The 20,311-nt window shown below is 34.4% G+C and carries 17 protein-coding genes and 1 pseudogene; 4 read left to right on the top strand and 14 right to left on the bottom strand.

Annotation, left to right across the window (positions count from 1 at the left end):
• Window positions 1-213 precede the first annotated feature (213 nt).
• The 3 genes from ACQKM9_RS09435 to ACQKM9_RS09425 form a co-directional block, all read right to left on the bottom strand.
• The gene (locus ACQKM9_RS09435; RefSeq protein ID WP_427734142.1) at window positions 214-1,188 is read right to left on the bottom strand and encodes a M23 family metallopeptidase; all 975 of its coding nucleotides are present in this window, start codon (window positions 1,186-1,188) and stop codon (window positions 214-216) included.
• 212 nt (window positions 1,189-1,400) lie between these two features.
• Window positions 1,401-2,102, bottom strand: a complete 702-nt coding sequence (locus tag ACQKM9_RS09430; protein WP_427734126.1) for a gamma-glutamyl-gamma-aminobutyrate hydrolase family protein — start codon at window positions 2,100-2,102, stop codon at window positions 1,401-1,403.
• Window positions 2,103-2,247: 145 nt separating this feature from the next.
• Window positions 2,248-3,993 carry an ABC transporter ATP-binding protein gene (locus ACQKM9_RS09425; protein ID WP_427734125.1) on the bottom strand — a complete coding sequence of 582 codons (1,746 nt, stop codon included), beginning with the start codon at window positions 3,991-3,993 and terminating at the stop codon, window positions 2,248-2,250.
• Between the two features lie 310 nt (window positions 3,994-4,303).
• Here ACQKM9_RS09425 and ACQKM9_RS09420 point away from each other — a divergent pair, with 310 nt between their 5' ends.
• Window positions 4,304-5,353, top strand: coding sequence for a 2,3-butanediol dehydrogenase (locus ACQKM9_RS09420; RefSeq protein ID WP_427734124.1), 1,050 nt, complete (start codon window positions 4,304-4,306; stop codon window positions 5,351-5,353).
• A 180-nt stretch (window positions 5,354-5,533) separates the two neighbouring features.
• Window positions 5,534-5,788, top strand: coding sequence for a hypothetical protein (locus tag ACQKM9_RS09415; protein WP_427734123.1), 255 nt, complete (start codon window positions 5,534-5,536; stop codon window positions 5,786-5,788).
• 42 nt (window positions 5,789-5,830) lie between these two features.
• Here the strand turns inward: ACQKM9_RS09415 and ACQKM9_RS09410 are convergent, their stop codons facing one another.
• The 7 genes from ACQKM9_RS09410 to ACQKM9_RS09380 all read right to left on the bottom strand — a co-directional run bounded on the left by ACQKM9_RS09410 (window position 5,831) and on the right by ACQKM9_RS09380 (window position 13,821).
• Window positions 5,831-6,463 (bottom strand): TIGR04104 family putative zinc finger protein, encoded by a 633-nt coding sequence (locus ACQKM9_RS09410; RefSeq protein WP_427734122.1) that lies wholly within the window; start codon window positions 6,461-6,463, stop codon window positions 5,831-5,833.
• Window positions 6,444-6,971, bottom strand: coding sequence for a sigma-70 family RNA polymerase sigma factor (locus tag ACQKM9_RS09405; protein WP_427734121.1), 528 nt, complete (start codon window positions 6,969-6,971; stop codon window positions 6,444-6,446). The genes ACQKM9_RS09410 and ACQKM9_RS09405 overlap by 20 nt, the downstream gene beginning before the upstream one ends.
• 156 nt (window positions 6,972-7,127) lie before the next feature.
• Window positions 7,128-8,420 carry an imidazolonepropionase gene (gene hutI, locus ACQKM9_RS09400; RefSeq protein WP_427734120.1) on the bottom strand — a complete coding sequence of 431 codons (1,293 nt, stop codon included), beginning with the start codon at window positions 8,418-8,420 and terminating at the stop codon, window positions 7,128-7,130.
• 6 nt (window positions 8,421-8,426) lie between these two features.
• Window positions 8,427-10,097 (bottom strand): urocanate hydratase, encoded by a 1,671-nt coding sequence (gene hutU, locus ACQKM9_RS09395; protein WP_427734119.1) that lies wholly within the window; start codon window positions 10,095-10,097, stop codon window positions 8,427-8,429.
• A gap of 15 nt (window positions 10,098-10,112) precedes the next feature.
• The gene (locus tag ACQKM9_RS09390; RefSeq protein ID WP_427734118.1) at window positions 10,113-11,444 is read right to left on the bottom strand and encodes a YjiH family protein; all 1,332 of its coding nucleotides are present in this window, start codon (window positions 11,442-11,444) and stop codon (window positions 10,113-10,115) included.
• 490 nt (window positions 11,445-11,934) lie between these two features.
• Window positions 11,935-12,612 carry a hypothetical protein gene (locus tag ACQKM9_RS09385; RefSeq protein ID WP_427734117.1) on the bottom strand — a complete coding sequence of 226 codons (678 nt, stop codon included), beginning with the start codon at window positions 12,610-12,612 and terminating at the stop codon, window positions 11,935-11,937.
• Entirely contained in the window at window positions 12,613-13,821 is a 1,209-nt protein-coding gene (locus ACQKM9_RS09380; protein ID WP_427734116.1) for a pyocin knob domain-containing protein, read from the bottom strand.
• A gap of 657 nt (window positions 13,822-14,478) precedes the next feature.
• Here ACQKM9_RS09380 and ACQKM9_RS09375 point away from each other — a divergent pair.
• The gene (locus ACQKM9_RS09375) at window positions 14,479-15,954 is read left to right on the top strand and encodes a helix-turn-helix domain-containing protein (RefSeq protein WP_427734115.1); all 1,476 of its coding nucleotides are present in this window, start codon (window positions 14,479-14,481) and stop codon (window positions 15,952-15,954) included.
• 87 nt (window positions 15,955-16,041) lie between these two features.
• Here ACQKM9_RS09375 and ACQKM9_RS09370 read toward each other — a convergent pair whose 3' ends face one another.
• Both ACQKM9_RS09370 and ACQKM9_RS09365 read right to left on the bottom strand, forming a co-directional pair.
• On the bottom strand, window positions 16,042-16,698 hold the full coding sequence (locus ACQKM9_RS09370; protein ID WP_427734114.1) for a uridine kinase family protein: 657 nt from the start codon (window positions 16,696-16,698) through the stop codon (window positions 16,042-16,044).
• 186 nt (window positions 16,699-16,884) lie between these two features.
• Window positions 16,885-17,409, bottom strand: a complete 525-nt coding sequence (locus ACQKM9_RS09365; protein ID WP_427734113.1) for a hypothetical protein — start codon at window positions 17,407-17,409, stop codon at window positions 16,885-16,887.
• Between the two features lie 195 nt (window positions 17,410-17,604).
• Here ACQKM9_RS09365 and ACQKM9_RS09360 point away from each other — a divergent pair.
• A pseudogene (locus ACQKM9_RS09360) lies at window positions 17,605-17,750 on the top strand (Tn3 family transposase); the annotation flags it as partial.
• Window positions 17,751-18,180: 430 nt separating this feature from the next.
• Here ACQKM9_RS09360 and ACQKM9_RS09355 read toward each other — a convergent pair.
• Both ACQKM9_RS09355 and ACQKM9_RS09350 read right to left on the bottom strand, forming a co-directional pair.
• Window positions 18,181-18,966, bottom strand: coding sequence for a GNAT family N-acetyltransferase (locus tag ACQKM9_RS09355; RefSeq protein ID WP_427734112.1), 786 nt, complete (start codon window positions 18,964-18,966; stop codon window positions 18,181-18,183).
• 240 nt (window positions 18,967-19,206) lie between these two features.
• Window positions 19,207-20,142 (bottom strand): hypothetical protein, encoded by a 936-nt coding sequence (locus ACQKM9_RS09350; RefSeq protein ID WP_427734111.1) that lies wholly within the window; start codon window positions 20,140-20,142, stop codon window positions 19,207-19,209.
• Window positions 20,143-20,311: the final 169 nt, after the last annotated feature.

The following is a 20,311-nucleotide window of genomic DNA, read 5'->3' as shown; positions in this document are numbered from 1 at the left end:
TTAAAACCTGTTTCACAGGTATACCTGTTAATCGCATTTCAATAGCCTTCATTTTCAAATCATATGGATAACTCACTCTTGTTCCCATAAAAAAACACCTCCTAATTGAATTTTAGGTATCTAAACCCGAATTCAATCGAAGATGCTTTTTTTATTTGTCTATACTTTTGGGGTCAGTCCCGAGTTACTTATTCCATAATTCAGTACTTTTTTCTATATTTTTTTCGTACCTTTTTCTGCTTGCTCCCAAAGTCTTAGTGAAGGAAACGGATCAAATGCCCATTCATTTCTTCCGTTGTATTTATACATGCCGTAGTGTAAATGCGGAGGGAATTTTCCTGAAGTTCCTTTCTTACCATATCCGGAACTTCCTACATAACCAACTACTGTTCCTGGCTCAACGATGTCTCCCAATTTTATCCCTTTTTCATAACTGGATAAATGGGCATAATAATGATAAGTATTATTATTATCGCGTATGCCGATTCTCCAGCCTCCAAATTCGTTCCAGCCCATGACCTCAACGAGACCATATGTAGCAGATTTCACTGGAACACCATATGAGGCAAACAAATCAGTTCCTTCATGCATCCTACGTCCGCCCCAACCTCTCGAGGCTCCCCAAGTACTCCTATAACTGTAATCATGTTTAATGGAAAGTGGGAATGCTCGCTTATCTAAATTCAACGTTTTAAATTTCGCATAAATTTTTGCATTCGTAATGATTTGGTTTACCGTATCATCAACCTTATAATATTCCTTTAAAGCATGTTTAAAACCTTTTTCATCAGTTCCATGTACACTTAAGTACTCAGCAAGTGTGTACATGACATCATCATCATTTTGACGATCTGCAACACCATCATTGTTTCCATCAGCACCATTCCCATTAAAGAAACCAATGGATTTTAAGTTTGTATCATCCTTTTTAGGATTCAGTATCCCCGTCCAAAAGTCATCTGCAAACTGAATAGCGAGTACACCTTCTCTTTTAGGTATATCATTACGAACTTGTTCAATATTCCTTTCAAATTGGTCAACAGCTGCTAAGTAATACCACGGCATTGTATCATTTGAATATTTTATATAGAATTCCATGCGTTGTTCTAGAATTTGCTCTCTCGTTGGTTCTTCAGCAGCTGAAACATTGGTTGAAATAACAAAGAAAAATGTGCTTAAGAAAAGCATGAATCGAAGCCGTTGACTCAAGCTAAGATACCTCCTTTTTTGGACTTACGATAGTTTTCCCATAAAAAAAGGATTCATGAATCTAAAATAATTTTCTTTAGCGTATTTATCCGAATATAATTATCAACACAGTAATGGAGAGCATTTAGCTCACCGAAATGAGCTATTTTTCAAACAAAAAACGACTGATTAAATACAGTCGCTTGTACATGTTATTTTATACATGCATTGATAAATGCCTTCATTATTTCTGCTGAGGTATCATCATTATTTAACAACAAACACTCTGGATGCCATTGAACACCCATGACAAAGTGATGATTTTTGCTTTCAAAAGCTTCAATAACGCCATCACTTGCTACCGCTGATACTACAAATTCACCGGGTATCTTTCTATTTGCTTGATGATGGAAACTATTCACTTTAAATTTCCCCTTTTGAGCAATTGACTTTAGCAGCGTATTGTCCTCTACATGTACAAAATGGGATGCATGCCAACGTGGTGCTTGTTGTTGATGTTGTAAAAGATTCTCTTCGGTTTGCGTATAAATGTCCTGAAACATGTCACCACCTACAGCTATATTTAGAATTTGCGCACCTCTACAAATCCCTAAAATCGGCTTATTCTGGAGTAACATTTCCTTGACGATAGCAACTTCAAATGCGTCTCGCTCGGGCGTTATAGAACCAAGCTTTTGATGAGGCTCTTCTCCAAAAAGTATTGGATCAATATCTCCTCCACCCGTTAACAGTAACCCATCAATCATTTCTACAATTAAATCGGCTTCAGTTTCCTTATAATTAGGAAGGACAATAGGTAAACCACCAAACTTTGAAATAGCATGAATATTGTCAGTTGGAAGTGTAAGTAATTGTTCATTTAGGCTTGAAGAAATACCGATAACTGGTTTCACATTAAACCTCATTTCTCCTTTTATCAAAAGGAATTTTTTATTATTATATTATGTCTAGTACTAAGTTTAATGAAGAATTTGCATACCACCATTTGATAGTAGGTATTTTAAATATGCTGTTTTATTAACCGAATCCATAATCGAATCAATTTGTGGAAACTTGTTTTGATAATAAGTCATAATAAGCTCCTTTATTATTAATCAGTTCATTAGGCGTACCAAACTCAACTATTTCCCCATTATCTAACACTAAAATCTTAGATGCATTTCGTATTGTAGCTAGTCTATGTGCTACTAAAACGATTGTTTTCCCTTTAAAAACTTCTTCCATTTGAGATTGTAATAAGGATTCAGTATTAGCATCTAATGCAGATGTAGGTTCATCTAACAGAATGATGGGTGGATCTTTTAATATAGCTCTTGCAATAGCTAAACGTTGTTTTTCTCCTCCTGAGATACGAACACCACGCTCTCCAACTACTGTTTCATATCCTGCTGGTAAACTATCTACAAATTCTTCTAGTTGTGCTATTTTAATTGCGCGTAATATTTGATCTTCAGTCGCATTAGGAACTCCATAAATTAGATTTTCTTTTATTGATTTATTCCAAAGAAAAGGATCCTGTGTTACTAATCCTATAGCATTTCTAAAATCAATAAGATTATATTTTGAAATATCAACCCCATCAATACATACTGTCCCTTCTGTTGGGTCATAGAAACGCATTAATAATTCTAATATTGTTGTTTTACCACCGCCTGAACCTCCAACTATTCCAATAATTTCTCCAGTCTGTACTTTAAAAGAGACATTTTCTAAACCCGCGCGATTGTTTTCATATGTAAACGAGACATTTTGAAACTCTATTTCACCTCTGACATTTTTTAGAGGAATTGCATTTGGAATTTCAATAATGGGTTCCTGTATATCTAAAAATGTATTTAATTGCTTTATGATTGGCCTAACATTAGTAGTCCCCATATAAGCAGTTTGTATTTCATTTACTAAAGTGTATAGCTGAGGAACATATACTGTGAAAGCAACAAGTGATCCAATACTTAACTGATTATTACTAATATCCCAAGCACCTACAGCAAATACTATTCCTAATGCCAATGACTTTACCAATTGATTGAATATATCAGCATATGACCTTCGATATATACTCGTATTTAAATACAGTTCTCTATGTTTTCTCAACAAATTCTTTACGTTTTTCATTTCACTTTGTTGTTGGGAGAAGATTTGGACATTTTTTATGCCACTGATTAGTTCCGTAAAAAAAGTCATTTCATTATTTGTATATTCCATATAACTCTTTGTTTTAGTTTCTGATATTCTTCCTAACATATAAGTAATGATGAATACGAGCGGAACAACTAAAAATGCGATTAATGTTAATTTCCAACTAATGCTGAGCATAAATATAGTCATCCCTATAAACATGAATAGGCTTGTAATACCGTTCAGTAATTCATTTGCTATATATACTTCACCTATCATACCCGAAGTGCGAGTTACACGATCTACAATATCACCAAGTTTCAAACGATTTAAATTAATTGATGATAGTGTAAAGGCCTTCTTGAACGCCATCGTTCTTAACTTTTCGGTTACATTCCCTCCGATTTTAACATTTAGTATCATTCGAACAGTTCTAAAAATTGTTGATAGTATAGGTAAAACGGTTAAAATGACAATAAGCATAAACAATGCTTTGAAATTCTTTTCAGGAATTGCTGAATCAATTATTTGCTTCATAACTAAAGGGGATAATAAATCAATGAAAGTTGCGATTATCGTTAACAAAATACCTGTCAGGATTAAACGTTTTTTTTCAAACATAAGTGAAACAAAAAAATAAAGATCTCTAGTCTTCTTATCCGCCATTTACATACCCCGCTTTCGAAATCATATAACTTACCAATTTTTATTTAACCGAACTAATATTAATTAGACTAATATTCCAAAAAACCTTTATTTTAGTGATTATTCATCTCTTCAGCATTTATTTTTTATTGAAGATGATTTAATAAATCAATCATTTTAATCTATTATTAATTGACTTCTTTATGTTCTAATTGTTCTATTTTTAGTCCATTCTAGCTTTTTCCAAGGGTTATTAGTTGTAGCATTTTTTTAGAGTGCTAGAATGGGGTTGTAACTCGAAGACATCAATTTTACTGGAGGTCACTAGATTATGAAAGCTGCAGTATGGTATGGAGAAAAAGATATTCGCATTGAAGAAAGAGAATTAAAAGTTCTTAAAGATAATGAGGTAACAGTTCGTGTAGCATGGGCTGGTATTTGTGGTAGTGATTTGCATGAGTATCAAGAAGGCCCTGTATTTGTTCCAACTAAAGAAAGAGACGGTTTAACTGGTGAAATCGCTCCTCTAATCATGGGACATGAATTTGCTGGCGTAATTGAAAAAGTTGGCGCTAATGTAACTAAATTTAAAGTTGGCGATCGTGTAGCGATTAACCCAACAATTACTCATGGTAACAAACCTGAAGATGTAGATGCTTACGATGGCTTTAGCTTCATCGGTTTACATGGTGATGGTGGATTTACTACTTTTGCAAATGCTCCTGAAAACAATGTGTACTTACTTCCAGAAACTATGACACTTGAAGATGGTGCTCTTGTTGAACCTACTGCTGTAGCAGTACAAGCTGTTAAAGAAGGTAATTTACGCTTCGGTGATACAGTAGCTATTTTCGGTGCAGGTCCAATCGGATTATTAACTGCTATCGCAGCTAAAGCAGCGGGAGCTAGTAAAATTATCGTGCTAGATTTATCTGAAACTCGCCTAGCAAAAGCGAAAGAACTTGGTGCTACTCATGTTATTAACTCTGGTGAAGTAGATGGTGTTGAAGCCATTCACGCTATCGTTCCAGATGGTGTCGATGTATCATTTGAAGTAGCTGGTGTTGCTCCAACATTTAAACAAGCAATTGATGCAACAAAAGCTCGTGGTACAATGGTAATCGTATCCATCTTTGCTCGCCCTATCGAATGGAATCCAATCCATTTAACAAATACAGGTGTGAAAATCACTTCAAGCATTGCTTACACACCAACATCATTTCAACAAACAATAGATTTAATGGGTACTGGTCAATTGAAACCACAAGGCATTATCACAGATCGTATCCAATTGAATGATATTGTAGAAAAAGGCTTTGAAGCTTTAACAAACGATAAATCACAAGCTAAAATCTTAGTAGAATTAAGCGGCGCAAAATAAGTCTAATATATATGAGAAGGCACTCGATATATCGAGTGCCTTTTTACTTACACTTATTATGATCGAATAACCTCGAAATTTTTGAAGGCAAAACAATCGGAAAATTATTCCAATAAATACCTGAAAGTAGCCCTATTAAAAAGGCTTATCAAAAACACTTCAAACATTTCTCATTTAAAATTGTTCTTCAATCTTTCCATTGAAAATGAACAATTTAAAATCGGAGTTTTCTTAAATAACGATGGCTATATCGTATTAGATGAAGAAAAAGAAAAAATTTCGCCAATGATTATGGACATTCATAAAGCAATTGAGCTTATGCAAACTGAATTTATGGAAATTCAACAAAAATTCGTAAATATGCGCCATGAATATATTATGCGCAGAGAAGAACTTTCGAAGGGAAAACAATACATTCAAAATGCATTGAATTAAATCAAACACAACTGAACTAATTATTATCTAGTTCAAATACAGTCACCATAATTTTAAATCCTCATCGTTTTGAAGCTTCAAATTATATGGCAGTAATATAAAAGCAGTAGCGATTATAGCAACATACATTAAAACAATTTCCCACCAATAGAAATCAAAAAATGCATTGATCAATAAGACTACGTTGGATAACAAGACTAATTGACTCATACGAATTCTTGATTTCCTTGTCTGATATTGATTTTCCCCACAACTTGGACAACTCATTGCTCGATTGAGGATGAACATCTTTTTAATCGAAAATCGCCAACTCCACTCTTCATAACAGTTCTCGCAAACAGGTAACACTAACGGTTGGAAGAATTTAATTATACTTAATATTATTCCTCCTAGAATGACATAAGGAAGTAATTTGATTAGCCAATCTAGTTGTAAGCCTGAATCTGCTTCTGCGCCTGTAACGACTTTTTCATATCCTCCTACATCTTGAAATAGTAATATTGCAAAAAGAATTAGAACAGATGCACATGCTACAAGTACGACAGGATACTGCCAATTAGTGCTCGACTTTTTAATTGGATTTTTGGCTTGTTCGAGTATTCTTTTTTTCACATCATTCTTTAAGTAAATTTGTTGCTTAAGCTCACGATCTAGATCATCCTTCAAACGATTCATGTTGCCACCCCTCCCATTCATAACCTGCTAATTGCTTATGTAATAATTTACGTGCCCGCTGTAATCTCGTACGAATCGTTGCCTCTGGACAATCTAATATTTCAGCTATCTTCACTGTATTTATTTCTTGATAATAATATAAAATGATAACTTCTCGGTACAATATTGGTAGCTGCATTAGAGCCTCAGTCACTCGCATGCGGTCAGCTGCTTCTAAAACGAGATATTCTGGTGTTCTTCTATCACTCTTCCCCGTCATTTTATCCATTAAAGTCAGTCGTTTTCGCTTCCAACTTCGTAAATAATCGTGACAGCGGTTGACTGTTATTTTCACTAAATATGTTTTTAAAGAAGCTTCACCTTTATATTGACTTTGCTTTTTATAAAATGCTATAAAAACATCTTGCACGATATCTTCGGCTGTTGTTAGATCCTTTACGTATAAGTAAGCAACACGTAATAAGTAATCACCATACTCTTCAATAATTTCTTCCAATTGTTTAGCCAATCCGCGCCCTCCTTTCAAGCAACCATCCTATAGACGCCGGTCGACTCATTTCCGTTTCATTATTTTCAACAATATGTTTACTTCTTTATTAAACCATAGAAAAAACCTCTGATTATCGCAATCAGAGGCTCTTCCATAATTATATTAAGCTCATTCTCAATCAGAAACATTTTGTAATTCATTACATAGCACGCCATTTTCAACAACAACTCGACCATTTTTAATGACCGTATGTGTATGATTCATACCATAGAAGTACTGCAGTTGCTGATAGTTTGCAACATTTAGAATTAGTACATCAGCTTTTTTGCCCTCTTCAAGTGAGCCAATTTCATGCCCTCTATTAATTGCATAAGCTGCATTGATTGTTGTGGCTGTTAATACTTCCTCCATTGTCATACCCATATTCATACATGCTAAATTCATGATAAATGGTAGAGAAATTGTTGGTGAAGAACCTGGATTAAAATCAGTTGAAATCGCTACTGGAACGCCTTCATCAATCATTAATCGTCCTCTAGCAGAATCTGCTTTTAAGAAGAATGCCGTCCCTGGTAATAATACCGCAACCGTACCAGCTTCGGCCATATCACGAATGCCTTTATCAGATGCCACTAGTAAATGCTCTGCTGAAATAGCTCCCACTTCAGCGGCAAGCTCAGCGCCTTCATATGGCTCAATTTCATCTGCATGGATTTTAGGGATCAAACCATGTTCTTTCCCAGCTAATAAAATCTTACGTGACTGCTCAGGCGTGAACACACCTTTTTCACAAAAGACATCATTAAACTCGGCAAGATTACCTTCCGCTACTTTCGGAATCATGTCATTTATTATAATGTCTACAAATGCATCCGGATTGTTTTTATATTCAGCAGGTACTGCATGAGCAACCATGAAAGTTCTCACTACATCTACTACATGATTTTCTTGCAATTTTTTCGCAACTTGGAGTTGCTTTTCCTCGGTCGTCCAATCTAAGCCATAGCCACTTTTCGACTCAACGGTTGTAATGCCATGTTTTAAAAAATCATTGAGATGTTCATATGTTTTTTCATAAAGATGTTCAAATGATGCTTCTCGTGTTTTTTTCGTCGTAGCATGAATTCCACCACCGGCATTCATAATGTCCATATAGGTTGCACCGTTTAGACGCATTTGGAATTCATTTTCTCGAGTACCACCAAAGACTAGATGTGTATGTGCATCCACTAAGCCTGGCATAACCACTTTACCAGTAGCATCAATTATTTTCGCTTGTGATACCAATTCTGGATAATGTGCACTTATAGATGCTTTTGTACCTGTTGCTACAATACGATCTCCGCTTATTAATACACTACCATTTTCAATGATTTGTATATTGCTCATTTCTTCATTTATGCGAGCTTTTTTCTTCGTGCTTTGTAAAGTAATTAATTGATTTGCATTTTCAATCAATATAATCATATGTGATCACCCTTCTGTTTTTAACATTGGCATATGCACATTCTTTTCTTGTGCTGTTTTGATAGCGATGTCATAACCTGCATCCGCATGACGAACGATGCCCATTCCAGGGTCTGATATTAATACACGATTAATCTTTTCTGATGCCATTTCTGTTCCGTCTGCGACAAGTACTTGCCCGGCATGTTGTGAATACCCCATTCCTACTCCGCCACCGTGGTGGACACTTACCCAACTCGCGCCCCCTGCAGTATTGACTAGAGCATTCAATATTGGCCAATCAGATACTGCATCTGAACCGTCTTTCATACCTTCAGTTTCACGGTTAGGGGATGCAACTGAACCTGAATCTAAATGATCACGACCGAATACGATTGGCGCCTTAAGTTCACCCGAAGCCACCATTTCATTTACTTTTAATGCAAATCGGTGACGATCTCCATATCCTAACCAACAAATACGTGCAGGTAGACCTTGCCATTTGACCATTTTCTGTGCCATATCAATCCAGTTTACAAGTCCCTCATCATCTGCAAACATTTCTTTCGCAAGGGCGTCTGTTTTATAAATATCTTCTGGATCACCTGAAAGTGCAGCCCATCGGAATGGTCCTTTTCCTTCACAGAATAGTGGTCGAATGTATGCTGGAACAAAGCCAGGGAAATCAAAGGCATTTGCTACACCCATTTCTTGAGCATATTTACGAATATTATTGCCGTAATCAAATACCTCGGATCCTGCAGTTTGGAAATCGAGCATGGCTTGCACATGATCAGCCATCGCCTGCTTTGCCTTTTGCTCATACAATTTCGGATCACTTTTGCGCAACTGAAGTGCTTCATCAAGTGTCATCTGATTCGGAATATAGCCATTTAATGGGTCATGAGCACTCGTTTGATCCGTTACAAAATCCGGAACAATCCCACGTTCAAAAATTTCACGATAGACATCCGCACAGTTACCGACAAGGCCAATGGAAGCAGGTTCATTTTTGTCCTGAAGCTGTTTAGCCAATTTCAAAGCTTCATCTAAATCTTCAGCTAAATAGTCACAATACCTTTCCTTGATTTTTCGCTCAATACGTTTTTTATCGACTTCAACAACTAAAATAACGGCTCCAGCCATTTTGCCAGCTAGCGGTTGAGCGCCACTCATCCCCCCCATGCCACCAGTTAAGATTAATTTCCCCTTTAAATCTGCTGTGCCAAATACTTTTTTGCCCGCTTCCACAAAACTTAAATAGGTGCCTTGTAAAATACCTTGTGCGCCAATATAGATCCAACTTCCAGCTGTCATTTGTCCATACATCATTAAATCTTTATCTTCTAATTCATAAAAGTGCTCCCAATTTGCCCACGCTGGTACTAGGTTTGAATTTGCGATCAAAACACGTGGTGAATGTTCATATGTGCGGAATACTGCGACAGGTTTTCCTGATTGCACAAGTAATGTTTCATCATTTTCTAACTTTTTCAACGACTCAATAATTTGTGCGTAGCTTTCCCAATTACGAGCAGCTTTACCTATTCCCCCGTAAACAACAAGTTCATCAGGATTCTCAGCTACTTCTGGATCTAAATTATTCATTAACATACGCATAGCCGCCTCTTGCGTCCAGCCTTTACAAGTTAATTCACTACCAGTTGGTGCTTTAATATTCTGCATAACGTTTTCCATCATGACACGCTCCTTTTAAAATAGTAAAAATGCGATAGGTGTTACTAGAATTAGTGTTAAAACAACACGTTGGAACCAGATGATAATTAGTTGACGTATCGTTAAAGGAATATCAGTTGAAATGATTACAGGAATAACTGCCGAGAAAAATAAAATAGCGGAAATAGACACAACAGCTACTATAAATTTTGTCACGACCGTTGCATTCACGACTAATAATGCCGGTAAGAAAATCTCTGCTATTGAAACAGCTAAAGCTTTAGCTGTCAGCATAGGCTCAGGTAATTGTAAAATCCACGTGAATGGTACAAAAATATAGGCAACCCAATCAAAAATAGGTGTATACATAGCTAATAATAAGCCTAGTAATCCAATTGAAAGAATAGATGGTAGAACACTCATTGTCATCAGCAAACCTTCTTTTAAATGCTGTAGAAGGTTCTTTATAAATGGTGGATTATGCTTCACGGCTTGCATTGCTTCAGTCCATGCGGTTAATAGTCTTTTTTCAGTTACAATCACTTCTGGATCGCCTTGCTCTAAAATATACTCATCTTTTAACTTTCCAAGTGGCCATATTCTAGCTGTAATTGCCGTAACCATAAAAGTAACGATGAGTGATACCCAGAAGAACGAAGTCCAATAGGCCATTAAATCCAATGTATTCGCTACAACAACCATGAATGTCACCGAAACAGTTGAGAAACCGGTTGCAATAATGGCCGCTTCACGAATTGTATATTTTCCTTGTTTGAATACTCGATTGGTTAGTAATAAACCAACTGAATAACTCCCAACAAAGGATGCTACTGCATCAACTGCAGAACGACCAGGTGTTCTAAAAATCGGACGCATAATTGGTTGCATAAACACCCCAATAAATTCAAGCAAACCATAACTGACTAACAATGCTAAGAAGATAGCTCCAATAGGAATAAGAACCCCTACAGGTTTGATCAACTTCTCCATTAAAAAAGGACCTACACTTGGGTCAAACAACCAATCTGGCCCTATCCCAGATATAAGTAATAAACCAATGCCTAAACCAATTACCTTAAAAACTGACATTACAATATTGACGATATCCTTATTCCATGTTTTTGTGATAAATGGATATGCAGCCCCGCAAACAAGCATTATGATGATATAGACAGTTACAAAAGTTGCTGCATTCGTCGATATCCAGCTAACAATATGATCTAGTAAAATAGAAGATTTTTCGTTGTATGTAAAAGTGACAAAGAAGCTAAAAATACCTATTAAACTGCAGATTATAAATTTAAAAACTGACATAAAATCTATTTTTGAACTCTTTACAGTCAACTCATTTTCTCGAATGTCCTCCATTTCAACCACTCTCCTTTTTATTATTTTAAAATTCTGATCATTAAAGATATATGTAAAAAAGTTTTAAAAAAGAAGAAATATTTTATATTAGATGGAATTATATTAGATTGAATGGGGAATTATTTTATATTTATCATTAAAAATGTATTTATCAAAAAAATAGATGAGTAGCAAGCTGGATGAAACTAGTAAATAAAAAAAGAGTATGGCCATCGCCAGTTTTCTGACAGTGGGATACTCTTTCCAATTTTATAGTCAAAATTTAAAATAACTACAGGATAAATTATTAAAATGGTAAAACCTCATTGAATATTTAGCTTTGTTTTTCTAGCGTTTTTTTATATTTTCTTAGATAATATAATCCATAGGAAAATCGATTGGATTATATTATAAAGATACCACCTTATAACTTTATTCCAATTAATTCCACATTAAATTATTCCAATCATATCCAATAGTACACAATAAAGGGCTGAATACCTTCTAGAATTTATACTAATTTAATCGTCATACATTCTTTATAGACTTTAAAGTTTAACGAATCATTCGTGCTTTTGTCACCATTTGCAGCAAATATCTTTAACTCAATCTGATCTGTCGCTAAGATTGAATCCGTGTTTAACCGAATACTTTTCAAATCCTGTTTAACTCCAACGTTTGGAGTGCTAGACATAATCGCCAATCCATTAACTAAATACTTTTTTTGAGTGGCGTTCCATACATTCACTACTACAAAGTCTGCTTTGGTTAAGGAATACGAAATTTCTATAGACATTGTAAAATTATAATAATGATTTGGAACTACTGGTCCAATCGGTATAACAAGCCCCGTCCCCGCCCAAGGAGTTGAAACATGGAAATAGTCTGGTGTATTTTCTATAATAACTGATGCCTTGTCATTTGCCCTTGCTTTTGCCGTATTAATCGGCTTGATGATGTTTACAACACCTTTAATGGCTTTCAGACCCTTGTGGGTTTGAATTCTAAGGAAGGAAGAATTTTCAACCCCACCCACCTTTGCATCGACTAGTTCATAGCAAGCTAGACCTTTATGCGTCATCACCTTTAGAGATTTATCCAGGATAGTCGCATCTTTCATTGAGTACAATGGAATTTCAAATGTCCCTTTTGCTGTTTGGATCCTTTGATAGGCAATAGGCGTACCCATCTATAGATCACTCCTAATCCATACCTTACCAATCGCAGGATTCACTGGGTCTGCTGATAATACTTCGATGATTGCAGGACCATTAACACTACCTTTTCCAATCAATTTCCATGGTGTCCAGTCGGTTAAACCGAACTTTGATCTAATATAGAAATTCTCAGTTCCTTGATGTGGAACATAAATTTGCGCTATGTTGTCGCCCGTTGTGAAAACGGTCATAATTCCATATTCATAAGCATCTACTGGTTGATGAAGAGCTGCTGTTAATCCAGATGGCTCAATGATACGATACGTTCCCATTTTCTGAACCGTATTCCAGTCACGCCCCACTAATTCACCTTCTGAGGACAATCCACCTACACCGATTCTGTTAGTGTGCTCACCATTGTTGACATAACGTTCCTCAGGAAAGAACATCATATTTATATTGTTCATAGAGCTGGTAGAGGTAAATTCCGCAATAGGTCCTTGATGTTGAATCATATGTGTATCCCATAGAACGCCCGTGAATGTATTTCCCATACCCGAAATTTTCATAATTTGCTTCGTAGTTGTGCTTGGTTGAATCTGCAGATTAGTAAAAATGTTACCTGAACATTCAAACGGTACACTAATATTTGATTCAATCACGATCATTTGATTACACTCTGACAATGTGATCTTATCGAATCGGTTTGCATTGATCCACGTTTGGCCCTTAGTTGGTTCCGTTGCCTTTAATCGAATTCCTATGTCAAAATTCCATATCACCAGTCGTTCAATATTTAGAAATTGAATTTGATGCGTGTCTCCACCCGAGAATAAAGATAAACCTATACCGCTAGTCGTTGACGTCCAGTTCCACATGACTAAATCACGTATAACTGTTTTGACACTAGTACTATCATACCTATATTTTCCGTCTAAATAGACAACTTCCTTCGCGTAATTATTAATTCCTATACTAATCGTACCACCACAAAAAGAAGCTCCTTGTTCCAACTCAAAACCTCTCAAATTTGCATCTAATGAGTAATGAGTTGCACGTTCTCCGCGTAACTCTACCCCTTCACGGATCTTAATTGTTGCGTTTAGTTGGTATTTACGTTCTTCTGCAATGACGACTTTTTGCTTATTAGCAAACGCAAAATCTAACGCAGCTTGAATTTTGATGGCATCCGTCGCCCCTGTAAAGTCACTGACAAACACCTGTGTTTTGGATTCACTCATTCGTAACCTCCACTAATTTAAATTTTAAACCCCTTAACGGAACTTCACCTCATAATCAGACTCTTGGTCTTAATTCTCCTTACCTATATCAAAATCAAGTGGTAAAATGTTCCTCATTAAATAAGCGAACCTTAGTTATTAGTTCATTTATTTAGGTTTCCTACTTTTAGATTGATTTTTTAGTGGATGGTTTACTTCAACACATATTGTGTGATCTGTATTTCTAAAACTTATGGACATTGTTTTATGAAATTCTAATTATCACCTCATAGTATCCTCAAATTCGTTCAATGACTTCATCTCAATTTTCAGAAATATGGAGACTTAGGTCTACGGAAATTGTAAAGTCTTTTTCCATCTCACTAATTTCCATTTTGCCGTCTCCAGAAATCATTGTTCCAAAGCATCATATGCTAATACAGTTTATCCCACGAATTCATTTGCAGTTGTTTAAATAATTGTCTTTACATCATCTAAAACATTTCAATAAACTGTTGGCGATCTAAGCATCAACCGGACAACAGCTTTTAATAGGTGATTATGTAAAAAGAGGAATTATTTTAGATTGTATAGAATTATATTAGATTAAATAGAGACTTTTTTTGATTTTATATCAATAACGTATTAGTCATAAATACTGGAGTGGTGGTGAGCAGGATGAAATTATTAATAATTGATAGAGATCAAACTGAAAGAACAGGCATTCAATGGTTTATAAAACACTATCAGTTGGATATTACAACTGTTTATGAGGCAGGAACGGTTGAAGATGCTATAAATTGTCTTGAAATGAAGAATCCAGAAATTGTTTTGCTAGAACTTGAAATATTAATGCAAGATAAAACAAATGGATTAAAGAGGGCTTTATCGATTCAACCTCATCATTTAATCACAATAACTGCTGAACCCTTATTTAAGAATGCACAAGAAGCTCTTTCTTTACGAGCTTTAACTTTGCTAGTAAAACCAATCGATTTGAATTTGTTGAAACAGTATTTAACAAATGCCTCTCGTCAAGTTTCGAATCCTTTAAAAGATACACTTTCATATGTACAAGAGAACTCAATATATCCGGCATTATTTATAGATGATTCTCCTACGCCAATAGAAGACAATGTTTTTTGCTTTATGATAGAAACTGAGTTTTCAGAGCAAAATGAGTTACTCTTTCATTGGATACAATCTCTACCATTCTCTCAGCACTTTACCTTTTATCCATTATCAAAAAGAATTATGTGCTTTTCAAATGATAAAAACCTAGAAGAATTAATTAAAAAGGGAAAATCAATTATGCGAGAGTGGACTAAATCCCATAATACTTATCTAAATATAGCCATTTATGATTTACCTAATAGATCCATAAAAACTATGTATAATGCATTAAAACAGGCATTGAGTTTGCGTTTTCAAAGGGGGTTTTCTCAATTTTTTTATGTTAGCCAAATTCCTGGCTACAAAAAATTTGATCACTTTTTAACAATTGAGCAACAGCGCCTTTGGATTAATAGCTTAGAGCAAAATGATGTCCAAACTATTAAAGTATTTTTGTATAACATTTCTAATTTTGAGCTTTACTATCAACCCGATGCCATTCGCATTCATCTTACAAGCATATTAGCTCAAGTAAGACGCTTTATGCTGAAATATCAAATGGATAAAATGATTGAAATGGAAAAGAAATACGATCTATTATTTGAGATGGTTTTGAATCATCCGGTTCTCTACACTATAATCCAAGAGTTCGTGCTTTTTTGCCAAGATGTAATGAATCAAGCAATACACCAAAAGGAACAAGGCCAGTTTGATTATGTAAATGGAGCACTAGATTATATTGATATTTATTACTCCGATAGCACGTTGAACCTTAAAACACTCGCCAACTTCTTAGGCATTAGCACAAGTTACTTAAGTATGTTATTTTCAACAACTAAAGGAGTTACTTTTAAACAATATTTAAATGAAAAGCGTCTTACGCATGCTATTCAACTTCTTAAAGAAACAAGCATGCCAATTAGTGAGATTGCCACAACGACAGGATTTAATGATGCAAATTATTTTTCAAAAGTATTTAAATCGAAATTTACTACTAGCCCTATAGCTTATCGTCAGCAAATAAAATTGGTGATAGATTGAGTTGCTAGTTTTTAGTACCTTATTTAAAGATAATTGTAAACAATGAAAAATCCATTTTGAAAAATGCCTGTTCAAAATGGATTTCCTTCATTTTAATGTAAATTCGAATGTATTTTTCTCTATACATAATGTTTCATCAGAAGTTTTGATAATAATATCAAAATGATTACTGTACGGATGCATAAACACTTCGTACTGAATTCGACGTTCCTCATGAGACTGCCTTAAATAATTGATATCAGTTCCCCTTTCAGCAATATCACGGCTCGATCTTCTCATTAATTCCGTTTCACCATCTGTATAGAAGTAAATTGTTAAATCAAATAAATCCGGATTAATGAATGCGACACTCATTCCTTCTACAATCGTTACTTTGTTTTTAGAAGAGATTAATTTACTTTTCAAATAATGTGAATCTATCGTATATAAATCTAATCCATCTCTAATCATCTGAACATCTCTTTCTAATGAAGACAAATGATGTGCTGATGGATGGCAAGCTGTCATTTTAAAACGATGACTCTCGTTTTGATATGTATAGTCGATAATCGCATGCTTTCTTATGTTAGAACTAACAATATAAGGATCTGTATTAATATAATTCACTTCGCCTTGATCTAGTAGTTCTACAAATCTATTGGCAAATGTTGTTTTTCCAGCAGCACCATGTCCTGAAATGCCAATAACAATCTGTTCATCAGTCATTCTGGCCCAATTAATAATATCTTGTAAAATCTTATCCATCATTCTCCCCCTTTTACTAATAAAATGCCTTTATTTTAATGAAAAAATAACAGAATCACCCTACTATTTATTATACTTAAAATTCAAAAAGATGGTATGAACTTCCATCAATGATCATTAGATGAAAAAACATGAAATATCGAGAGCATAGCTTATTGGGGAATTTTTATTTATATTGCATAAAATTCATAACGATTCTGCAATTTCTACCAATGTTGTAACAGGGTTGTCTAATAGACGTTCCTCAATGCTTAACATATAAGTCCAATTATTTTTTTTAAACATAAGAATACTGGAAATTTTTTTATCTATTCCTGTTGTTGAATAAAAAGCTTGTGTTCCGTCTTTTAGAGATATTAATTTAGAATAATTTGTACGCGTAAGTAAATTATCCCCTATTCTAGCAGGAAAGACATTTATGATGTAATTAAAATGTTTTTCCTCATTTAAATATTCGATCTCAAGATTCTCATTTCCTTGGTCAAATCTTCCGAAAGAGTGGGTAAAATCTAATGGTGGTAATTTTATTGGTAAATCTAAGTTTGTTTTATAATAAGATTCGGCTTCCTGTTTTGCATCTGAAACAGATTTGTAACCTAAGTTATAATAGTCTTTTTCTATACTCCTTTGTTGAGATGATTTAACGGAATGCCAACCACTAAGACAGAGAAAAAATCCAATCAATAAATTAATTATTTTCTTTTTAGTCAATTTATATTGTCCCCTTTTAGTTTATCTCTTAAATATATTCAATACGGAAACGCTAATACGAATTGGCTATTTAAAATATAGTATATATTTGTTGCATGAAATTATGTCCATTATTTACGTAAATCGTTTTTATGATGTTATAAGGTGTTGGAATAAGGGGAAAAGTTTATAGTCTGGCTGATTTTGCTACATAGTGTCATCGATAGATCGCTTCATCATGAAACAGAATTGAATATTGGGGAGCATTACACTGATACCCAGCTTTATACCGATCAAGTTTTGGTTTAAGTCATATATTAGGATTCCATTTTGCACCAAGACTTCGTGATTTAGCTGATGCTGTAGTATCGGCAGAAATGCGATTTTTTTGTGATCCCCTACTGAATAAAAATAATGAAGAAACCCAGGTAATCTTTCATGTGAAGGTAGATGTTTTTTTAGTTAGATGTACAAAATAACACTTAAAACGGGAAGAAATGGAGTGATCGTCAAAGAACCGATCGAGTAGTTATCATTAGTGTTACATTACTTGGGAACGCATTAATGAACAAGATATCAATGTGATTATCGTTATGCTGTCATGTGTTTACATTTTTTTAAAACTTTAAGAAGAAAGATTCTTTTGAAAAAACCTATAAAAATAGATACAGTCACAAACAAAAGGATTGAATCCTGTGCAATACAAGATCCAAACATTTAATATTGGCTATGAATTTTGGTATCTGTTTATGCCAATTTCCCCCTATTAAATTAATGTTTTCTGATATACATTTAGCTATTTTTAATAAATATTGAATATTTAATAGGTTTTCCGAACCCTAATTTTTCAGCTAATTTTATAGATGCATTATTTAATATTTCACAATCCCAGCGAGGCATAATATTATTTTCTAAACAGTGATTTATAAATGCTTTTGCATTAATAGAGGCTAATCCTTTTCCCCTATAATCTGCATGTGTTTCAATATCCACTTCTGAGAATTGATGTGATGAAAAAATCGAAGTACATTCACTGACCACTTTCCCTTTATGTAAAATACAATAACCGAAACCCTTCTCAATAAAGTTTGATACAGATCCCCAATAATCTTTATAGTAATCCTCATTATATTCAGAGCTACTAGTAATTAACTCTTCATTTATTCTACTTATAGAATATTCACTGACAAGTGGACTCTCATCTTGAAATTGTTTCTGAGGGTCATACGTAAAAGAATACCTCCCTCCCTGCTTCAAGTTGTCATCAAATAGTGCGTTAATGACGCAATCCCAGTTTTCGGATGCAGAAAATAAAGTAAATCGTAGTCCCTTACTTTTTCTCTTACAATACAAGTCAAAAAGAAAATCATTAAACTTATGATTTTCTTCTTCTCCAGCAATGAAATAAATACCGGATTCTGTTCCAATGAGCACTGTCTCAACATTTTTTGAGTCTACATAAATAATTCCATTAATATAATTATTTATTATGGAATAGACAAAAGTCGGAACAGTTTTAAAGTTTCTTTCTATTACATTTATCGCTTTATTATAATCTGTATCACTTAGTATTAGCATTCTATTTAATCCTTTCCTTCGGTACTTAATGAATAGATTACCTACTATATATCACTTTATTGGCATTTTAATAAACTTATCACTCCATTTATATTCGGTCGCAAACAAAAGGATTGAATCCTGTATAATACAGATTCCAAACCTTTTGTATTGGCTATGAAGTTTGATACATTTCATTGTGCCCATTTCTTATGTCTACTGATTTTATTTTTCAACTTCATCTCCCACCAACGCTTTCTACTATTTTTGAAGCTGATTGGCCTGGTAATAATCGGCTAGCTCCAATTCTAATCTTTCATACAAATGTACTTTCAAATAATTAGAGACAAAATGTTCTTTCTCTTTTTCAATTGCTGAAGAATAGAAGAGTTTTTTGAATAGCCCAATTTTATTTTGACTTTCAAACTGACCTAATGCTTCAGCGCGTAATTCTGAAACGACTACGTTCTCAATATGGCGTTCTCTTAACTTCACAGCAATATCCTTCACTTTCTGAGAAGTAATGTCTTGAAGTTGATCTTTTAAAATCTCATTGTCCTTTATTAACTTCTCTGTTTGAACTTTTATCTCTTCTATCTGTTCATTCGATTCATTAGGAAGAGCAACTAATCTTTGCTTGAAGAAATCTTCATTCACTACTATTTGAGTTTCTGAATCATCCTTCTTGTTGAATTCAAATAAGCCCGTTTGAAGCATTTGATTTAGTACGTTACTAAGAATATCTACTTTCTCACCTAAATGGTCTGGAACTGTGACTGCTGTTTCTTCTGCAAAATAAGGGCGTGGATTTACACGGCCTCCATCATCAATGCCTAAAAGTTCTTTTAATCCTTTCACCCGATACTCATCTTTTAACAACATAATCATTCTCAGCTTTAATATAGCTAAGAAAGATAAACGTATTACAGCTTGCACTGAGGGGGTCACTTCTTGGTCGAGAAAAATATATTCCTTAAATGGTTTGATATAGTATCGTAGCTTTGCATCTGAAATGCCAAACCACCCAGCGACTTCCGCAATTGAATAGAACTTCTTTTCAATTATTTCTGCTAAATAAGAATCGCTGTATAATACCTCTTCCATAGGTGTATCACGTACGATCGTAAATAATGGATCATGAATTAATACTGCTTGTATTCCTTGCTTCATTTCTTCCGTTACTTTCAATTCGCTCACCTCTGTCCTATACAATCCAAACTGATATTTATCTTTTATAATTAAGAAAAAACTATGCATTCTCAACACATTTTTTCTACTCTCTAACTCTATTCTATTAATTTCTATTCTTTTCCTTCTAAATTTAAAAAATCACTGACAAAAAAACACCATTCGCTAATGGAATGGT

The sequence above is a fragment of the Viridibacillus sp. NPDC093762 genome, from assembly GCF_050279675.1.
Taxonomy (GTDB): Bacteria; Bacillota; Bacilli; order Bacillales_A; family Planococcaceae; genus Viridibacillus.
This window is presented reverse-complemented; position numbering and strand designations above follow the sequence as displayed.